The sequence below is a fragment of the Brevundimonas sp. Leaf168 genome (assembly GCF_001423685.1).
Taxonomy (GTDB): domain Bacteria; phylum Pseudomonadota; class Alphaproteobacteria; order Caulobacterales; family Caulobacteraceae; genus Brevundimonas; species Brevundimonas vesicularis_C.
Genome location: NZ_LMOY01000001.1, coordinates 67930 through 85659, shown reverse-complemented (window position 1 = coordinate 85659; position 17730 = coordinate 67930). Strand labels below are relative to the sequence as shown.

Sequence of the window (17730 nt, the reverse complement as noted above, 5' to 3'; positions counted from 1 at the left end):
CGACCCCGACACCGTCTTACTCCGAAGCCGGGACGGGGGAAGCGGGTTGTTGCGCCGGACGCTGAGCCTGGCGGGCCGCGCGGCGTTCCTGCCGTTGCTCACGCTGCGCGGACATGGCCGCCCGGCGCTCGTCGGCGGAGATCACGCCGTCGCGGTCAGCGTCCATCTTGTCGAACCGCTCGCCCAGCTTGGCGGAGGCTTCGGCGATCACCACCGGCCCGCGTTCGCGTCCTTGTCCGCGCCTGGCGTGATGCGCGCCGCCGCGACGGCCCTCACGATGACCGGCGCGCTCTGCGCGCGGACCGCGATCCGGGCGAGCGGCATGGCCGGCGTCGAACTCGGCCCGGCTGATGGAGCCGTCGCCGTTCGCATCCAGCTTGGCGAAGCGGTCGCCCGCGCGTTCGGTGCGACGAGCCTGCATGGCGGCGGTGCGCTCTTCGGGGCTGACCACGCCGTCGCGGTTCGTATCGAGTGCGGTCAGGCGCGCGATGCGCGCATCAACGAACTCGGCGCGGGTGATCTGGCGGTTCGGATCCGCGCGCATGTGATGCGGCGCGGGGGTGCCGGCGGCGGGGGCCGGGGGAACCTGTGCGGTCGCGGCGCCGGCGGCGGCGGCCAGAGCGATGACGCCCAGGCCGGTCAGAAAGGTGTTTCTCATCTCGATCATCTCCACGGGCGCGTCTGGCGCCCTTTGACATTGCCCTGTCAGGAGATTGAACGCGGCGTTGCGGATTCTCCGTCGCGGCCTGCTGGCACCGCCCGCTCGAAGGCCTTTCGCGCCCGCGCGCGCAGGTCGGTCAGTTCGGTCTTCAGCGTGTCGAAGTCCGGCGCGCCGGCGGCCTCGGCCAGGCGCAGCTGGAAGACGCCGGGCTCGCCCTCCGGATCGACCCGCCCCTCGAAGGCGGCGGCCAGAAGATGAGCCAGACGCTGCTGCACGCGCCAGGCCTCGGCCAGGACCGGGTCGTCGTGCAGGGCCTCAAGCGTCGACAGGGTCAACGGCTCGCCGATGGCGGCCGCCTGAAGCTGGCGGAATTGGGCGGCGAACTCGGCGTCCACCTGTCCGCCCGGCGACAGCTTCAAGTCCCAGAAGCCGTGCGGGCGACGCTCACGATCCATCAGGCTACGCATCTTTCGGATGTCGGCGGCGATATCGACGCCGGGACGCGGGCGACGCAGGGCGGACTCGATGGCGGCAGAAACCTGGGCGCCGAACTTGGGATCGCTGGCCCAGACCACGCGGGCGCGGGTCAGAACCATGAACTCCCAGGTCTCGGCCTCCTTGGCGTAATAGGCGTCAAACGCCTTCAGCCGCACCGAAACCGGCCCCTTGGAGCCGGTGGGGCGCAGGCGCATGTCCACCTCATACAGGCCGCCTTCCGCCGTATGCGCCGACAGGGCCGCGATCAGCCGCTGGGTGAAGCGGGCGTAGAAGACGTCGGCGGTCCAACCCTTGATCTCGGACGTCGCCTCGGGCGGCGCCTCGTACAGGGTCATCAGATCGAGGTCCGATCCGGCCGTCATCTCGCGCGAACCGGCCTTGCCCAAGGCGACCACCGCCACCGCGCCGGGGAAGGCGCCGCCCAGCCGTTCGGTCTCGGCCAGCGCCGCCGGCGACAGGGTGCGCATGGCGGCGTCGGCCAGGGCGGCGTAGGCGCGGCCCGCCGCCTCGGCCCCCGCCCGGCCGGTCAGGGCGTGGATGCCGATGCGGAACATCTGCTCGCGATGCAGGCGGCGCACGGCGTTCATGGCCCCTTCGAAATCCTCGGTCTCGCCCGCCTCGCGCAGCATCTGTTCGGTCAGACCGGTCTCTTCGGACAGATCGACCAGGAAGCGGGCGTCCAGCACGCCGTCCAGCGCCGCCGGTTGCCGGCCCAGGGTGCGCGCCAGACGCGGTGCGAAGGCCATGACGCCCAGCACCATCTCGAACAGTTTGGGCTGGTTCAGGAACAGGGCCTGGACCTGCACGCCCGCCGCCAGGCCGGAGAAGAAGACCGCGAAACGCCGGAACGCCTCGTCCGGCGCACCGGACCGGGCCAGGGCCTCCAGCAGGCGCGGCGCCAGGCGGGTGAACAGTTCGCGGCCCCGCGCCGTGCGCGTCGCAGGAATGCGGCCGTGATGCCAGCTGCGGATTGTGTCGGCGACAGAGGGCGCCTCGGAAAAGCCCATGCGACGCAGGGTTTCCAGCGTCTCGGGATCGTTCTCAACCCCGGTGAAGACCAGGCTGCCGTAGCTAGAGTCCAGATCTTCGCCGCCCTCGAACAGTTCGCCGTAGCGGGCGTTGACCCGCGCCAGCAGGGCCTCGACCCGGGCGTCGAAGGCGGCCAGATCATCCGAACCGGCCCCCGACCCAGCCAAGGCGGCGACGGCGGCGCGGCGCTCGGCGTCCTCGGGCAGGCGATGGGTCTGCTCGTCGTCGAGCATCTGCACGCGGTGCTCCAGCCCGCGCAGCGCGACATAGGCGGCCGACAATTCCTCGCAGACCGCCAGGGGCACATGGCGCGCTTCGGCCAGGGCCTTCAACGCCTCCAGCGTGCGCTGTTTGCGCAAAGCCGGATCGCGGCCGCCCAGGATCAGCTGCTGGGTCTGGGCGTAGAATTCGATCTCGCGGATGCCGCCGCGACCCAGCTTCAGATTGGCCCCGGCGGCCTGCAGTCCCTCGCCCGTCTTGTGGACGTGAATCTGTTTCTTGATCGACTGGATGTCGAGCACCGCCGCGTAGTCCAGGCTGCGCCGCCAGATGAAGGGCATCATGGCCTTCAAGAACCGGCCCGCCGCGCGCATGTCGCCCAGGACCGGCCGCGCCTTGATGAAGGCCGCCCGCTCCCAGTTCTGGCCGACGCTCTCATAGTAGGCCAGGGCCATCGGCCCCGCGACGACCGGCGGGGTCGAGGACGGGTCCGGCCGCAGCCGCAGATCGACGCGGAAGACATAGCCGTCGCCCGTCCGCTCGGTCAGCAGGGTGGCGATCCCCTTGCCGACACGATTGGCGAAGTCCTGCATTTCCTCGCCCTCGCGCAGGGCCAGGCCCATCAGGCGCGGCTCGAAGAAGAGGGAGATGTCGATGTCGGACGAATAGTTCAGTTCGTTGGCGCCATGTTTTCCCATGGCCAGGCCGAAAAGGCCGGGAATGGGACCGCGCGGATTGCCGGGCGGCGAGATCAGCCGGCCGCGCGCCCTCTGTTCGGCAGCGACGGCGCGCAGGGCGGCCCGGCAAGAGGCATCCGCGAACCGGGACAGGGCGTCGGTGACCTGATCCAGACCCCATACCCCGCCCAGATCGGCCAACGCGGTCAGCAGGTGCAGGTCGGCCTTCAGCACGCGCAGCGGGGCGCGCACCGCGTCCGGTTCGGCGTCCAGCGCGTCCGTGTCGCGAATGATCCGCTCCAGCGCTTCGACTGGGTCGGCTTCCAGCAGGCTTCGCAGATGGGCGGGGCGACGCCGCATCAGACCGGCGAGATAGGGCGAGGCGCCGGCGACGGGGGCCAGGGCGGGCCAGGCGGCGTCCAGAGTCTCGCGCCAGCCGTCGGCGTCGGCGGCTTCGGTCAGGGTTTCGTGCAGGCGGTCGGCGGCGGCGATGTTTGTGACCGGACCGGCGGGCGTGAGGCTGTCAGCCAACGGGATCGAGGTTTCTGGATGGGCCATCACATCATCCGCTCATCCCGGTCGAGGCCGGCGGCAGCACCAGCGCCACCCGTAACCCCGGTCCGAAGTCGCCGTAGGCGCCTGGACCTTCGTCCAGCACCACCCGACCTCCATGAGCCTCGGCGACGGCGGTGACCAACGAAAGACCCAGGCCCGAGCCGGGTTCGGTTCGGCTGTTGTCCAGGCGCACGAACCGCTGGACCACCCGCTCGCGGTCCTCTTCCGGCACGCCCGGTCCGGTGTCGGTGACGGAATATTCGATCTCGCCCGACGAGCGGCGGCGCGCGCGCAGCTTCACCGCCCCGCCGGCGGGGGTGTATTTGATGGCGTTGTCGATGAGGTTGGCCAGGGCCTGGGCCAAAAAGGGCTGGTTGCCTTCGATCATCAGGCCGCGCTCGACTTCAGAAGAAAAGTCGATGTCCTTGTCCTCGGCCGCCGGCTCGTAAAGCTCGGCCATGTCGGCGGCCAGATCGGCGGCGTCCATGACCTTGGGATCTGGCGCCCCGCCCGCCTGCAGCCGCGCGATGGCCAGGACGGTGTTGAACGTCTTCAGCAGATGGTCCGCCTCGTCCAGGGCGATGCCCAGGGCGTCGACCCCGTCGATCTTGCCGGCTTCGGCGTCGATCAAGGCCACCTCCAGCTTGGCCCGCATCCGTGTCAGGGGCGAGCGCAGGTCGTGGGCGATGGCGTCGCCGGCGTGGCGGATCGAGGACATGGACGCCTCCAGCCGATCCAGCATGGTGTTCAGCCCCTGGCCCAGTTCGTCCAGTTCGTCGCCGGTGTGGCGCACGGGCGCACGGACCTTGAGGTCGCCGTCCTGCACCGACTGCACCACGCGGTTCAGCCCGGCCATGGCGTTTTCGACTCGCCGGCTGATGTAGAGACCGCCCGCCAGGCCTAGCAGCATGACCAGGGCCATGGCGCCCCACAGGGCCTGGGTCAGGCGCGCCAGATAGGCCTCGATGTCGCCGATGTCCTGACCGACGAACAAATGTTCGCCGCCGGCCAGGGTGGTGATCACCCCGATGGAGCGACGCCGCTGGACCTTGCCCTGGGCGTCCGTGTCGGTCAGGCGGAAGGTCTCCCAGTCGCTGGCGCCGGCCGGCAGGCTGAGGTCTATGTCGATCGGGGATTCGGTGATGTTGCCGGTGATCGTCTTTCCGGCCTTGTCGGTCAGCAGATACAGATACGGCCCGCCCCGGATGGAGCGTTCGACCAAGGCCTGGTTCAGGGCGTCGATACCGCGCGTGCGGTGGATCGCCGTCAGAGCGCCCAGCTCGATCTCCACATCCGCCTTGGCCCGACCTTGGGCCTCCGACGCCGAAGCGAAATAGACATAGGCCAGGATCGCCCCCGCGGCCGCCACGAACAGCGCCAGGAAGAGCAGCGTCAGCCGAAACGGCGTGCGGCGAAGGAGGGAGGGAAGGCGCATGACTCAGGAGATATCTTCTCCCTCTCCCCGCGGGGGAGGGTGGTCGCCGCGCAGCGGTGACCGGGTGGGGCAGGCAAGGCAACGCGCGCGCACATCTTTGACGACGTGAGCCAACTGATCTCGCACCATGAGATTGTCATACCTCAAGGTCAGGAGCCCTTCCCTGGCCAAAACAGCATCGCGCACACGATCCTGCCGCATGCGATCTTCACTGAGATGAGAGCCGCCATCGACTTCCACAATCACACCCCGAGACCAACAAAAGAAGTCGAGGTAGTAGCCGCGCAAGGGAGCCTGTCGGCGAAAATGCAAATCGTCGCGTCTGAGTTCGCGTAAAGCGACCCAAAGACGCGCTCCGATGGGGTGAGCGCCTTACGCATCGCGCGGGCTTTAGCGATGATCGCCATGTCGCCTTGCCCTCCCCACCCGGCCGCTAAGCGGCCACCCTCCCCCGAGGGGGAGGGAGAATTCCGTGCGCCGCTTAGGCCTCCAACCGATACCCGGCCCCGCGCACGGTCTGCAGCATGGCGCGGTCGAAGCCCTTGTCGATCTTGGAGCGCAGGCGGCTGATGTGGACGTCGATGACGTTGGTCTGGGGGTCGAAATGGTATTCCCAGACCTTCTCCAGCAGCATGGTGCGGGTCACCGACTGGCCGGCGTGGCGCATCAGGAACTCCAGCAGTTGGAACTCGCGCGGCTGAAGATCGATCTCGGTCGTGCCGCGATGCACCGTGCGGCCGATCAGGTTCATTTCCAGGTCGCCGACCTTGAGCACGGTCTGCACCCCGCCGGTCTCGCGACGACGCGCCAACGCCTCCACTCGCGCGATCAGTTCGGCGAAGGCGTAGGGCTTGACCAGATAGTCATCAGCGCCGGCCTTCAGGCCCGTGACCCGGTCCTCGACCTCGCCCAAAGCCGACAGGAACAGGACCGGCGTCTGATCGCCGCCCTTGCGCACCGTCTCGACCATGCCGACGCCGTCCAGGCGCGGCATCATCCGGTCCACAACATAAACGTCGTAGCCGCCCTTCTGCGACTCCAGCAGGCCAAAGGCGCCGTCCACGGCGTGGGTGACCTCATGTCCGGCTTCGGACAGGCCCCGCACCATGGCGGTCGCCGCCTCGGCGTCATCCTCGACCACCAGAATCCGCATCGAAACCCCTCCCGGAATCAAAATCGCCGCCGATGGTAGCGCATCGGCGGCGATTGACGAGTTAAGGCTTGGTCAGAATGCTGATCATTCGCCCGTGGCGAACTTCAACGGCACCGGGCTGGTGCCCTGCGGCGTGCGCACGAACAGCAGGATGCTGGGTCGACCCGCTTGTTTGGCCGCCGCCACCGCCGCGCGCAGATCGGCGGCGGACGTGATGTTGCGATCATTGGCGCGGGTGATGACGAAGCCCGGCTGGAAGCCGAGGCGCGCCGCAGCCGAACCCTGTTCGACGTTGGTGATCACGACGCCGTTGACGCTGGCCGGCAGGCTGAAGCGCGAACGCGCGGCCGGCGTGATCGCGGTGACGGCGAGTCCTTCGATCGTGTCGCCCTGTCCAGGCTGGCTCTGTCCCGGATTGGCGCTTCCGCCCTCTTCCGACGCAGCAAGCTCCTCTTCCGAAGGACGGGTGCCTGAGCGCACGTTCAGGGTCTGGCGACGACCGTCACGAATCACTTCCAGGCGAATGGTGTCGCCTGGCTTGGCCGCGCCGACCCGACGGGTGGCTTCCTGGCTGTTCGCCACCGCCTGGCCGTTCACGCCGACCAGAAGGTCTCCGACCTGGACGCCGGCGCGCGAGGCCGGGCCGTCTTCGGTCACGCTTTCGATCAGAGCGCCCTTGAAATCCTTGGGCTGGCCCAAGGCTTCCCAACCGTCGGGGCTGAGGGTGCGAAGACCCAGGCCCACATAGCCGCGCTCGATCGACTGACCGCGCATCAGGCGTTCGGTGATCGTCTTGGCGGTGTCCGCCGGAATGGCGAAGCCGATGCCGACCGAGCCGCCCGTGGGCGAATAGATGGCCGAGTTCACGCCGATGACGCGGCCGTGGATGTCGAACGTCGGGCCGCCCGAGTTGCCCCGGTTGATGGCGGCGTCGATCTGTATGTAGTCGTTGTAGCCCGACGGATCGATGTCGCGGGCCTTGGCCGAGACGATGCCCGCCGTGGCGGTGCCGCCCAGGCCGAAGGGATTGCCGATAGCGATGACCCAGTCGCCTACGCGCGGCTCTGCCGTCTCTTCGAAGCTGACGTATTTGAAGTCATTGCCCTCGACCTTGATCACCGCCAGGTCGGTGCCGGGATCGCGACCGATCAGGCGGGCCGGCAGCTCGCGACCGTCCGACATCTTGACCTTGATCTCGGTCGCGTCGGCGACGACGTGGTTGTTGGTGACGATGAAGCCGTCCTGCGAGATGAAGAAGCCCGAACCGGCGCCCTGGGTCGTCTGCGGCTCGTCATTGCCCTGACCACCACGGCCTTGCGGCGGCACGAACTGGAACGGCAGGCCGGGGATCTGGAAGGCGCCGCCCTGGGGCTGGTCCACCTTGACCGTCACGTCGATCTGAACGACGGCGGGCGAGACCTGGTCGAAGATGGTCGCGAAGCTGCTCGGCGCGCCCGGCGGAGGCGTGAAGGCGTCGCCATTGGCCGGGACCGGGGTGATCCGGTTCACCGCCTGCGGTTCCGCGTGCGCGCCGGGCCAGTTGATGACGCCGCCGGCGGTCGCCGCCGCCGCCAGGGTCAGGCCGGCCGCGGCCCCGAGAATGAACTCCTTGCGCTTCAGCATCGTGGTCCTTGCGATCCTCTTGTCCAGCGCCAGACGGGCGCCGGTTTCGCGATTGATATAGGCCGAACCGGCTTTGCGCCAATCCCGACCGCCGATCGTTGATCTCGACTAGCGCCCGTCGTGAGGCGAGGTTGCGTCAGGATCGCGGCGAAGCTTCTCATTTCGTAGAACTTCGTCCAGCTGGCGTTCTTCTTCTGGCGTCAGGGGGACGGCCTCAACCGGACGACGGCGTGCGCGCAGGGCCAGAACGGCGGCGGCCAGCAGCAACAGGGCGCACGGGCCGAACCACAGCAGCCAGGTCCCCGCTCGAACCGGCGGGGTGAACAGCACATAGTCGCCGAAGCGCCGCACCAGATCGTCGCGCACGGCCTGATCCGACGCGCCGGCCGCGATCTCCTCGCGGATCAGGCGGCGCATGTCGCCGGCGACGCCGGCCGGGCTGTCGGCGATGGCCTCGTGCTGGCAGACGACGCAGCGCACATCCTTGAACAGGTCCTGGGCGCGGGCCTCCTGGGTCGCATCGGCCAGGGGACGGTCGGGTGCGGCGGGCGGCTCGGCCGCCGTCAGCATCAGCGCCACGAGCGGCGCGGCCAGCAGGATCGCCAGGCGCTTCATGCGGTCTTGCGTCGGCGCGCGCCGATCCCGAGCCTGAGACGACGATCCATCAGTGACAGCACCCCGCCCAGCGCCATGATCATCGGCCCCAGGAAGATCAGTCGCGCCCAAGGGTTCCAGTACAGACGCACGACCCAGGCCGGCTGTTCGGGACTGCCCGCGCGTTCGCCGATCACGACATAGACGTCGTCCAAGCCCCGGAAATCCAGCCCGACCTCGGTTGTGGTCTGACCGCCCGCGGGGAAGAAGCGGCGCTCGGCCGTCACGGTGCTGGCGCGGCCCTGATCGTTCGTGGCCCGCACGGTCAGTCGGCCCTGCTCGGCCAGATAGTTCGGCCCCTCGACGACGCGGACGTCGTCCAGGGTGACGGTCCAGGGGCCGGCCGACACACTCTGGCCCAGCGAGACGGCGCGGGCGGCCTCGGCCTTGAAGCCCGTCTCGACCACCGCCCCCAGGATGAAGACGCCCAGCCCCAAATGCGCCAGAGTCATGCCCCAGGCGCCCAGCGGCAGCCCTTTCAGTCGGCGCAGCGTCTCGGCCATCGAGGCGCGGAACAGGCGGGCGCGTTCGGCGACTTCCGACACCGACCCCAGGATCAGCCACAGACCCAGGCCGATGCCAGCGGCGGCGAAGGCCTTGTTGGGCTCCCACAGGGCGTAGGCCGCCAGGGCGCCGACGATCGCCAGACCCGCCGCGACGGCCAGGCGCTGCATCGCACCGGGCAGGTCGCCCCGCTTCCAGGCCAGCAGCGGCCCGGCCGGCAGGATCAGGAAGGCGACCATCATCAACGGGGTGAAGGTGGCGGCGAAATAGGGCGGGCCGACCGAGATGGTCGCGCCGGACGCCGCTTCCAGGATCAGCGGATAGAGGGTGCCCAGCAAGACGGTCGCGGCCGCCGCCGTCAGGAACAGGTTGTTCAGCACCAGCGCCCCCTCGCGGCTGACCGGCGCAAACAAGCCGCCGCCCTTCAGCTGCGGCGCGCGCCAGGCGAACAGGGCGAAGGCGGCGCCGGCCGTGACGCCGAGAATGGCCAGCAGCATCAGCCCGCGCTGGGGATCGACGGCGAAGGCGTGGACGCTGGTCAGGACGCCCGAGCGCACGAGAAAGGCGCCCAGCATCGAGAAGGTGAAGGCCAGCAAAGCCAGGAACACGGTCCAGCCGGCCAGCGCGCCGCGCCGCTCGGTCACGACCGCGCTGTGCAACAGGGCCGCGCCCGCAAGCCAGGGCATGAAGGAGGCGTTCTCGACCGGGTCCCAGAACCACCAACCGCCCCAGCCCAGCTCATAATAGGCCCAGAAGGAGCCCAGGGTGATGCCGACGGTCAGAAAGGCCCAGCTGGCCAGCGCCCAGGGTCGGACCCAGCGCCCCCAGGCGGGCCAGAAGGCGGTCTGCGCCCGTCCCTCGATCAACGCCGCGACGGCCAGGGAAAAGCAGACCGAAAATCCGACATAGCCGGCGTAGAGCAGCGGCGGATGCACGGCCAAGGCCGGATCCTGCAACAAGGGGTTCAGCGATGCGCCCTGGAACGGCGCGGGGTCCAGGCGGGTGAAGGGGCTGGAGGTGAAGACGGCGAAGGCCAGGAACAGCGACCCCAGCGCGCCCTGCACCGCCACGGCCGAGGCCTTCAGCCCGAACGGCAGGCCGCGTGCCCGCGCCAGCGCCCCGCCGAACACCGTCAGCACCAGGCACCAAAGCAGAAGCGACCCCTCGTGGCTGCCCCAGGCGCCGGCGACCTTGTAGAGCATCGGCTTGTCGGTGTGGCTGTTGGCCGCGACGTTGGAGACCGAAAAGTCGGAGACGACGAAGGCGTAGATCAGGGCTGCGAAACTGAGCGCGACCGCCGCCGCAGCCGCCAGAGCCGCGCCCTGGGCGGCCCCGGCCAGGACCGGGCTGCGCCGCGCGCGTCCGGCCGCCGAAAGCCCCGTCTGCAGAATCGACAGCGCCAGCGCCAGCGCCAAGGCGAAGGCCCCAAGCTCGGCGATCATAGGGGGACGGACTTGGTCGCGGCCGGCGCCGTCTCAGGCCGCCACTCGCCCTTTTCCTTCAGACGGTCGGCGACCTCGCGCGGCATATAATTCTCGTCGTGCTTGGCCAGAACCTGGCTGGCGTGGAAGGTGCGGTCGGCGCCGAAGGCCCCTTGCGCCACGATCCCCTGCCCTTCGCGGAACAGGTCGGGCAGGTCGCCGTGATAGACGACGCGGGTCGCGGCGGCGTTGTCGGTGACGACGAAGGCGACCACGCCGTCACCGGTCTTTTGCACGCTGCCGGCCTCGACCAGACCGCCCAGGCGGATGTTGCGGCCCTCCGGCGCCTTGTCGGCGGTGGCCTCGGAGGGCGAGTAGAAGAAGGTCACGCTGTCCTGCATCGCCCACAGCGACAGGCCGACCGCCAGCGCCAGGATCGGCGCCACGGCGGCGACGACCCACAGGCGGCGACGCGCCTTCGGCGATTTGGGCAGCCAGCTCATGCGACGGACATTCCGGATTTCAGGGACGGACCGGCGGCATATACCGCCGTCGTCGCGCGGGACCAACGCGTCATTGCGCGCCGCCCTTCGGCAGTCGGCGTTCCAGATCAAGACGACGCGGATCGGCCGGGTCGAGCGCGGCGATCAGGGGCGTCCACAGGGTGCGCGCCCCGGCGGCGTCGCTCCGCCGCAGGGCGGCCTCACCCAGGAAGAAGCGCGCGCCGAGCTGGTCGGGGTCCAGTTTCAAGGCCTCGTGGAACGCGGCCTCGGCATCGCCGCCGATCTGGTTGTCGTTGGCGACGACCAGGCTTTCGCCCAGCCGCGCCCAGGCCTGGGCGTCACGGGGGTCCAGGGCGATCAGACGGCGGAAGGCGGAGGCGGCGCCCAGCGGATCGCCGGCGGCGAACCGGGCCGCGCCCAGCATGGCCAGCGCCTGCCGATCCTTGGGCCTTTCCTGAACGACCCGCGCGGTCACGGCCGCCAGTTGCGCTGGCTCCAGCCGATCCAGATTGGCGGCCCAGTCGTCGACACGCCGCTCATAGGCCTGATCCGGCAGGCCGGGCGAGCCGGTGAAAACATAGAGGCCGAGAGCGGCCGCGACGGTCACGCCGATCCCGCCCAGCACCCAGAACCGATCGCTGGCGCCGGCCACCGGTGTCGTGGTCGCCGAAACGGCCAGAAGCCGCCGCCCCGCCTCGGCGCGCGCGCCCACATAGGCCGCCTCGTCCAGCAGGCCGCGCGCCTTCAGCCGATCCAGTTCCTCGATCTCGCGCGAGCCGGCCTGGGTTTCGGCTCCAGCCGCCGGATCGGCGCCGCGCCGCGCGCCGGTCAGCACCAGCAGGGCGGCCAGGGCCGCCGCCAGTCCCGTCATTATCCAGAACACGATCATCTTCGCCGTCTAACCCATCCGCGAACGTCGGGCGAGGCGTCGTTTCAGCCCAGCCGCGCCATTTCCGCTGAGGCTGCGCGTCGCCTGACCGCGCGCGCCGCCTCCAGCGCCTCGATCACGGTCAGGAACCGCGCCGCGACCCCGATCAGACGCAGCACGTGGTCCGGATTTTCGGCCTCGCCGTCCGACAGACTGTTCAGCGCCTCGTCGGACCAGGTGGAGAGGTAGTCGGTCAGGTCGGCCTTCAGTCCCGAGCGATCGGCTTCGCAGCCGAAGGTGACGGCCGCGCCGCGCAGGGCCGCCACCGCCGCCAGCAAGGCCGCCGCAGCCTCGATCGGTTCGCCCTCGGCCGGCGCCTCCAGCCACGGCGACATCCGCGTCATGCGTCCGGTGATGACCTGACGCTTCATCGGCAGGGCGGCGTGGACGGCGCTGGAGGCGGACTTCATCAGACCCGAAAGCTGGCCCGACACCTGGACCCGCGCCATCCGCGCCGCCTTGCCCCAGCTTGAGTCGGGCCGCACCTGCAGGCTGAGGTCCATCTCGGCCAGCACGCCCGCGCACCAGTTGACGTCGTCCACCACGCCCAGCATCGCGGTCTCGCCCAGCGACGATCGGACCACGCCGGCGATCTTCTGCACCCGCGCCTGCACGGAGGTCAGCAGCCGCTCGACAAAGACGCCCATGTCGGAATGGCTGAGGGTGATTTCACGGTCGGCGAGCCGGCTGGTCCGCGTCACGACCCGCAGCATCCGCTCGGCGTCCGCCACATGGGCGAACAGGATATCGATCATGCGCCGCCCGCCGTCCGGCGACATCGCCAGACAGTCCTGGATCAGCAGCCTCAGCCCCGCCAGCTGGTTGTCGTCGGGGCGTTCCAGCCAGACGGGCAGGCGCGGCAAGGCGCTGCGGGCCAGAGGCGTCAGGTCGAAACAACCGGCCAGTTCGACCGGAGTGGATGGCGGCTGGTCGTCGGCGGGACGCTGAAACTCCGGCCAGACGTCGCGCGGCCGGTCGCGCAGCACGGCGGCCGCCTTGGCGCACAGCCGATCGGCGGCCAGGGTCCATTCGCCGTCCACGGCCACGGCGCCGTCAAGCAGGGGCAGGAAATTCTCCTCGCCCTGCACCGCCTCGCGCCAGACCCGTTTCAGAACCCGCGGCGGAAAGACTAGGGCCGGCACGCCGTCGGCGCGCGGCTGAAACAGCGGCAGCAGTGGGGCGAAGGCCGTGCCGCGACGGGCGCGATCGCGCGCCTCTGCGGCGACGATGTTCGCCAGTTCGGCCGCCTTGTCGCCCTTCAGCGCCGCCACGGCTGCGCCCAGCATCCCCAGCGATGCGTCGGGACAGGCCTCGACGATCGCCGTCAGAGCGGCGTGGTGGGCGGCGGACAGGGACGGCACGAAAGCTCCTGCCAAAACTCAACTCAGGCCGGCACCGTGCGACAATCGGGTTAACAACGACTTGGCGTCTATTGAGACGGCGCCGCCACTTGAGTCAGGCGTCAGGCACGCCATATTGCCGCCACACCCGGCCCGCGCCGCCGCGCGCGCCGGAAAGGAAAGCCCATGCCCGTAATCGAGATCGACGGCCTGACCAAGACCTACAAGTCGGGGCATCAGGCGCTGAAGCGCATCGACCTGACGATCAACAAGGGCGAGATTTTCGCCCTTTTGGGGCCGAACGGCGCGGGCAAGACCACGTTGATTTCCATCGTCTGCGGCATCGTCACGCCCACGACCGGGACCGTGGTCGCCGACGGCCATGACATCCAGTCCGATTTCCGCGCCGCCCGCACCAAGATCGGTCTGGTGCCGCAGGAGCTGACCACCGACGCCTTCGAGACCGTGCTGGCCACCGTCACCTTCAGTCGGGGCCTGTTCGGCAAGGCGCCGAACCCCGCCTTCATCGAGGGCGTGCTGAAGGACCTGTCGCTGTGGGACAAGCGCGACGCCAAGATCATGACCCTGTCGGGCGGGATGAAGCGGCGGGTGATGATCGCCAAGGCCCTGAGCCACGAACCGGACATCCTGTTCCTGGACGAGCCCACCGCCGGGGTCGATGTCGAGCTGCGCCGCGACATGTGGGCGATGGTCAGAAAGCTGCGCGAGCGCGGCGTCACCATCATCCTGACGACCCATTACATCGAAGAAGCCGAGGAGATGGCCGACCGGGTGGGCGTGATCCTGAAGGGCGAGTTGATCCTGGTCGAGGAGAAGTCGGCCCTGATGAAGAAGCTGGGCAAGAAGACCCTGACGCTGAACCTGATAGAACCATTGGGCGCCCTGCCCACCGACCTGTCCGACTGGGACCTGATCCTGAAGAACGAGGGCGGCGAGCTGGAATACAGTTTCGACGCCAACGCTGACGACACGGGCGTGCCGTCGCTGATCCGCCGGCTTGAGGCGCTGAACATCGGCTTCAAGGACCTGAACACCCGCCAGAGCTCGCTGGAAGACATCTTCGTCAGCCTGGTCCACCAGAACGGAGCCGCGGCATGACCTTCAACGGATATGGCGTCTGGGCCATCTATCGCTTCGAGATGGCGCGTGCGCTGCGCACCCTATGGCAGAGCGTGGTCACGCCGGTGATCACCACGGCCCTGTATTTCGTCGTCTTCGGCGGCGCGATCGGCAGCCGGATGCAACAGGTGGACGGCGTGCCCTACGGCGCCTTCATCGTGCCGGGCCTGATCATGCTCAGCCTGTTCACCCAATCGATCTTCAACGCCTCGTTCGGCATCTACTTCCCCAAGTTCACGGGGACGATCTACGAGATCCTGTCGGCACCGGTGTCGTCGCTGGAGATCGTGCTGGCCTATGTCGGCGCGGCGGCGACCAAGTCGGCGGTGCTGGGCCTGATCATTCTGGCGACGGCGGCCTTCTTCGTGCCGCTGCAGATCCTGCATCCAGTCTGGATGATGGCCTTCCTGATCCTGATTTCGGTGACCTTCAGCCTGTTCGGCTTCATCATCGGGGTCTGGGCCAATGGGTTCGAGCAGCTTCAGATGATCCCGATGCTGGTCGTGACGCCCCTGACCTTCCTAGGCGGCGCCTTCTATTCCATCGACATGCTGCCGGACGGCTGGCGCACGGTGACGCTGTTCAACCCGGTGGTCTATCTGATCTCGGGCTTCCGCTGGGCCTTCTATGGTCAAGGCGATGTGGCCATCGGCGTCAGCGTCGCCGCCACCCTGGGCTTCTTTGCCGTCTGCCTGGGCATCGTCATGTGGATGTTCAAGACCGGCTACCGGCTCAAGAACTGATCCGTCACGAAACGGGCCAGATCGCCAGCGATTGAGAAGACCATGTCCGACGACCAGAAGACCCCGCCCCAGCCCTTCGCCCGCAAGCCGGTGACCTGGGGGCGTATGCCCGCGACGACCTTCCACGTCGGTCCGGTGCCGGTCGCTCCCAATCCGCTGGACCGCATTCCCAATCCGCCGCCGCGCAAGCCCACGCCGCAACAGCAGCAGGCCTCGATCCACACCCAGAGCCTGGCCTCCGGCGTCGCGCCGGCCAAGGGTCAGACGACGCCCGCCAAGCCGGCGCCGCGTCCCGCGCCCCGTCCGCAGGGGGCAAGCATTCTGGGCGGTTCGCTGATCCCGACGGCGCGCCCGGCTCAGGCCCAGCCTCAACCGCAGGCTCCAACGCCGCCGCAGCCCAGGCCGCAGCCGGCGCCGGCCGCTCAACCCGATCTGACCGTGCGGCCCCTGCCCGCGCCCGAGACGACGCCCGCCCCTGCGCCGAAGCCGGTCGCGGCCGAACCTGTCGCCGCCCCAGCGGTCGCGGCCAGACCCGCTGTTTCGCCTGCGGCTGCGCCGATCACGCCCAGCTTCGCCCGTGCGCCCGCCAAGACCTCGCGCCTGCCGCTCTATGTCGGAGTCGGGGTCGTCGCCCTGCTGGTCGCCGGAGGCGGCCTGTGGTTCGCGATGCGTCCCGCCTCGACCCCGCCGGCGTCCACGCCCGCCATGGCCGCCGATGCGCCTCTGACCGCCCCGCCAGCCGATACGATTCCTGCCGACGCCGCCCCTGTCGTCGCGACCGAACAGCCCGCGCCCGCTGCGACGACCCCCGCGACGCCCGCCCCCGCCGCTTCCGCGCCGGCAACGACGACGACGCCGCGCGCGACGACGGCCGCGCCCCGCACGCCGACCCAGACCCAGACCCAGACCCAGGCGCCGGCCGCAACGACGCAACCGACGACGCGTGCGCCGACGACGGCCACCCCGGCGCCGTCCACGCCGGCTCCGACCGTCACGACCGAGCCGCTGGTGATCGTGCCGACGGCCCCGACGCCCGCCCCTACCGCTGCACGCCCGTCGAGCAGCGATCCCGACGGTCCGGTGGTGACGCGACCCCAGCCGCTGGACTGATCGGCGGTTTCGCGCGCCGGGGCAGGTGACGAAACGGCCTTCAGCCCCTACCTACAGGCCATGACCGTTCACGCCTCCCCGCCGCCCATCCTCGACGCCGCCGGCGTTGATACCGATGAAGCCCTATCGATCCTGAAAACGGCCCTGGCCGGCGCCGACGACGGCGAACTGTTCCTGGAGCGGTCCGAGAGCGAGAGCCTGGTGTTCGACGACGGCCGGTTGAAGTCCGCTGCCTATGACGCGACCGAGGGCTTCGGCATCAGGGTCGTGGCGGGCGAGACCGCCGGGTACGCCCACGCCAACGAGGTCTCGGCCGCCGCCCTGCGTCGCGCCGCCGACAGCGCCGCCCTGGCCAAACAGGGGCATGAGGCCCGGGTCGCCGAAGGGCCCCGCGCCACCAATCAGAAACTGTATGGCGAGGTCGATCCCCTCGCCTCGCCCGCCTTCTCCGACAAGATCGCCTTGCTGGCCGAGATCGACGCTTGGGCGCGCGCCCGCGATCCGCGCGTCGTTCAGGTGTCCGCCTCGCTGATCGGCGAACGTCGCGCCATCGAGATCCTGCGCGCCGACGAACGGGCGGTGCGCGATGTCCGTCCTCTCGTCCGGCTGAACGTCTCCGTCACCGTCGAACAGAACGGCAAGCGCGAGAGCGCCTCGTCCGGCGCCGGCGGCCGGGCAGGCTTCGAGGCCTGGATCGCGCCCGAACGCTGGCAGGCCCAGGTGGACGAGGCCCTGCGTCAGGCCCTGGTCAATCTGGACGCTGTCGACTGTCCGGCGGGCGAGATGGACGTGGTCCTGGGCGCCGGCTGGCCCGGCGTGCTGCTGCACGAGGCCATCGGCCACGGCTTCGAGGGCGACTTCCACCGCAAGGGCTCGTCTGTCTTCAACGGCATGATGGGCCAGCGCGTCGCCGCCCCCGGCGTCACCGTGGTGGACGATGGCTCGATCGCCGGACGGCGCGGCTCCCTGTCGGTCGACGACGAGGGCACGCCCACCTCGCGCACCGTGCTGATCGAGGACGGGATCATGGTCGGGCTTATGCACGACCGGCTGTCGGCGCGGCAGCTGGGCGTAGCCGCGACCGGCAACGGCCGGCGCCAGTCATTCGCCCATATGCCGATGCCGCGCATGACCAACACCTTCATGGAGGGCGGCAAGGATTCCAAGGCCGACATGATCGCCAATACGAAGCGCGGCCTCTACGCCGCCAACTTCTCGGGCGGCCAGGTGGACATCACCAACGGCAAGTTCGTGTTCCAGTGCAATGAGGCCTATCTGATCGAGGACGGGGTGATCACCGCTCCGGTGCGCGGCGCGACCCTGATCGGCGATGGGGCCACGGCCCTGACCAAGATTCAGATGGTTGGCGACGACTTCGCCTTCGATCCGGGCGTCGGCGTCTGCGGCAAGGCCGGACAAGGCGTGCCCGTCGGCATCGGCCAGCCCAGCCTCAAGATCGGCGGCCTGACGGTCGGCGGCACCGCCGTCTAAGCGAGCGGAACCGTATCGTCACGTAGCGTGTTTCCCCGCCACACTG

15 protein-coding genes are annotated in these 17730 nt (G+C 69.5%); 4 read left to right on the top strand and 11 right to left on the bottom strand.

Features of this window, described 5'->3' with window-relative positions:
* Window positions 1-16: 16 nt before the first annotated feature.
* The 11 genes from ASF81_RS00390 to ASF81_RS00340 all read right to left on the bottom strand — a co-directional run bounded on the left by ASF81_RS00390 (window position 17) and on the right by ASF81_RS00340 (window position 13221).
* On the bottom strand, window positions 17-658 hold the full coding sequence (locus ASF81_RS00390; RefSeq protein WP_200932822.1) for an EF-hand domain-containing protein: 642 nt from the start codon (window positions 656-658) through the stop codon (window positions 17-19).
* A 47-nt stretch (window positions 659-705) separates the two neighbouring features.
* Window positions 706-3642 carry a bifunctional [glutamine synthetase] adenylyltransferase/[glutamine synthetase]-adenylyl-L-tyrosine phosphorylase gene (locus tag ASF81_RS00385; RefSeq protein ID WP_055803344.1) on the bottom strand — a complete coding sequence of 979 codons (2937 nt, stop codon included), beginning with the start codon at window positions 3640-3642 and terminating at the stop codon, window positions 706-708.
* Window positions 3643-3646: 4 nt separating this feature from the next.
* Complete coding sequence (locus tag ASF81_RS00380) at window positions 3647-5074, bottom strand: ATP-binding protein (protein ID WP_055803341.1); 1428 nt, start codon at window positions 5072-5074, stop codon at window positions 3647-3649.
* A gap of 3 nt (window positions 5075-5077) precedes the next feature.
* Window positions 5078-5386 carry a DUF559 domain-containing protein gene (locus ASF81_RS15600; RefSeq protein ID WP_162237564.1) on the bottom strand — a complete coding sequence of 103 codons (309 nt, stop codon included), beginning with the start codon at window positions 5384-5386 and terminating at the stop codon, window positions 5078-5080.
* 169 nt (window positions 5387-5555) lie between these two features.
* Window positions 5556-6227, bottom strand: coding sequence for a response regulator transcription factor (locus ASF81_RS00370; protein WP_017504381.1), 672 nt, complete (start codon window positions 6225-6227; stop codon window positions 5556-5558).
* Between the two features lie 84 nt (window positions 6228-6311).
* The gene (locus ASF81_RS00365; protein WP_055803334.1) at window positions 6312-7850 is read right to left on the bottom strand and encodes a Do family serine endopeptidase; all 1539 of its coding nucleotides are present in this window, start codon (window positions 7848-7850) and stop codon (window positions 6312-6314) included.
* A 108-nt stretch (window positions 7851-7958) separates the two neighbouring features.
* Entirely contained in the window at window positions 7959-8465 is a 507-nt protein-coding gene (locus tag ASF81_RS00360) for a cytochrome c-type biogenesis protein (RefSeq protein ID WP_055803330.1), read from the bottom strand.
* Complete coding sequence (locus ASF81_RS00355) at window positions 8462-10450, bottom strand: heme lyase CcmF/NrfE family subunit (protein ID WP_055803327.1); 1989 nt, start codon at window positions 10448-10450, stop codon at window positions 8462-8464. Before ASF81_RS00355 ends, ASF81_RS00360 begins: the two co-directional genes overlap by 4 nt.
* Window positions 10447-10932, bottom strand: coding sequence for a cytochrome c maturation protein CcmE (ccmE, locus tag ASF81_RS00350; RefSeq protein WP_055803323.1), 486 nt, complete (start codon window positions 10930-10932; stop codon window positions 10447-10449). Before ccmE ends, ASF81_RS00355 begins: the two co-directional genes overlap by 4 nt.
* A 70-nt stretch (window positions 10933-11002) precedes the next feature.
* Window positions 11003-11821 (bottom strand): c-type cytochrome biogenesis protein CcmI, encoded by an 819-nt coding sequence (ccmI, locus tag ASF81_RS00345; protein ID WP_055803319.1) that lies wholly within the window; start codon window positions 11819-11821, stop codon window positions 11003-11005.
* Window positions 11822-11865: 44 nt separating this feature from the next.
* Window positions 11866-13221 (bottom strand): hypothetical protein, encoded by a 1356-nt coding sequence (locus ASF81_RS00340; protein WP_055803314.1) that lies wholly within the window; start codon window positions 13219-13221, stop codon window positions 11866-11868.
* A gap of 165 nt (window positions 13222-13386) precedes the next feature.
* Between ASF81_RS00340 and ASF81_RS00335 the strand changes: the two genes are divergently transcribed.
* Genes ASF81_RS00335 through tldD form a run of 4 tightly spaced genes read left to right on the top strand, consistent with a single transcriptional unit; the run spans window position 13387 to window position 17684 of the window.
* The gene (locus ASF81_RS00335) at window positions 13387-14319 is read left to right on the top strand and encodes an ABC transporter ATP-binding protein (RefSeq protein ID WP_055803311.1); all 933 of its coding nucleotides are present in this window, start codon (window positions 13387-13389) and stop codon (window positions 14317-14319) included.
* A complete protein-coding gene (locus ASF81_RS00330) occupies window positions 14316-15083 on the top strand; it encodes an ABC transporter permease (protein ID WP_039244173.1) in 768 nt (255 codons plus the stop codon). The genes ASF81_RS00335 and ASF81_RS00330 overlap by 4 nt, the downstream gene beginning before the upstream one ends.
* Before the next feature lie 42 nt (window positions 15084-15125).
* Window positions 15126-16193 (top strand): hypothetical protein, encoded by a 1068-nt coding sequence (locus ASF81_RS00325; RefSeq protein WP_055803308.1) that lies wholly within the window; start codon window positions 15126-15128, stop codon window positions 16191-16193.
* Window positions 16194-16253: 60 nt separating this feature from the next.
* Window positions 16254-17684 (top strand): metalloprotease TldD, encoded by a 1431-nt coding sequence (tldD, locus tag ASF81_RS00320; protein WP_055803305.1) that lies wholly within the window; start codon window positions 16254-16256, stop codon window positions 17682-17684.
* The last annotated feature ends 46 nt before the right edge of the window (window positions 17685-17730 follow it).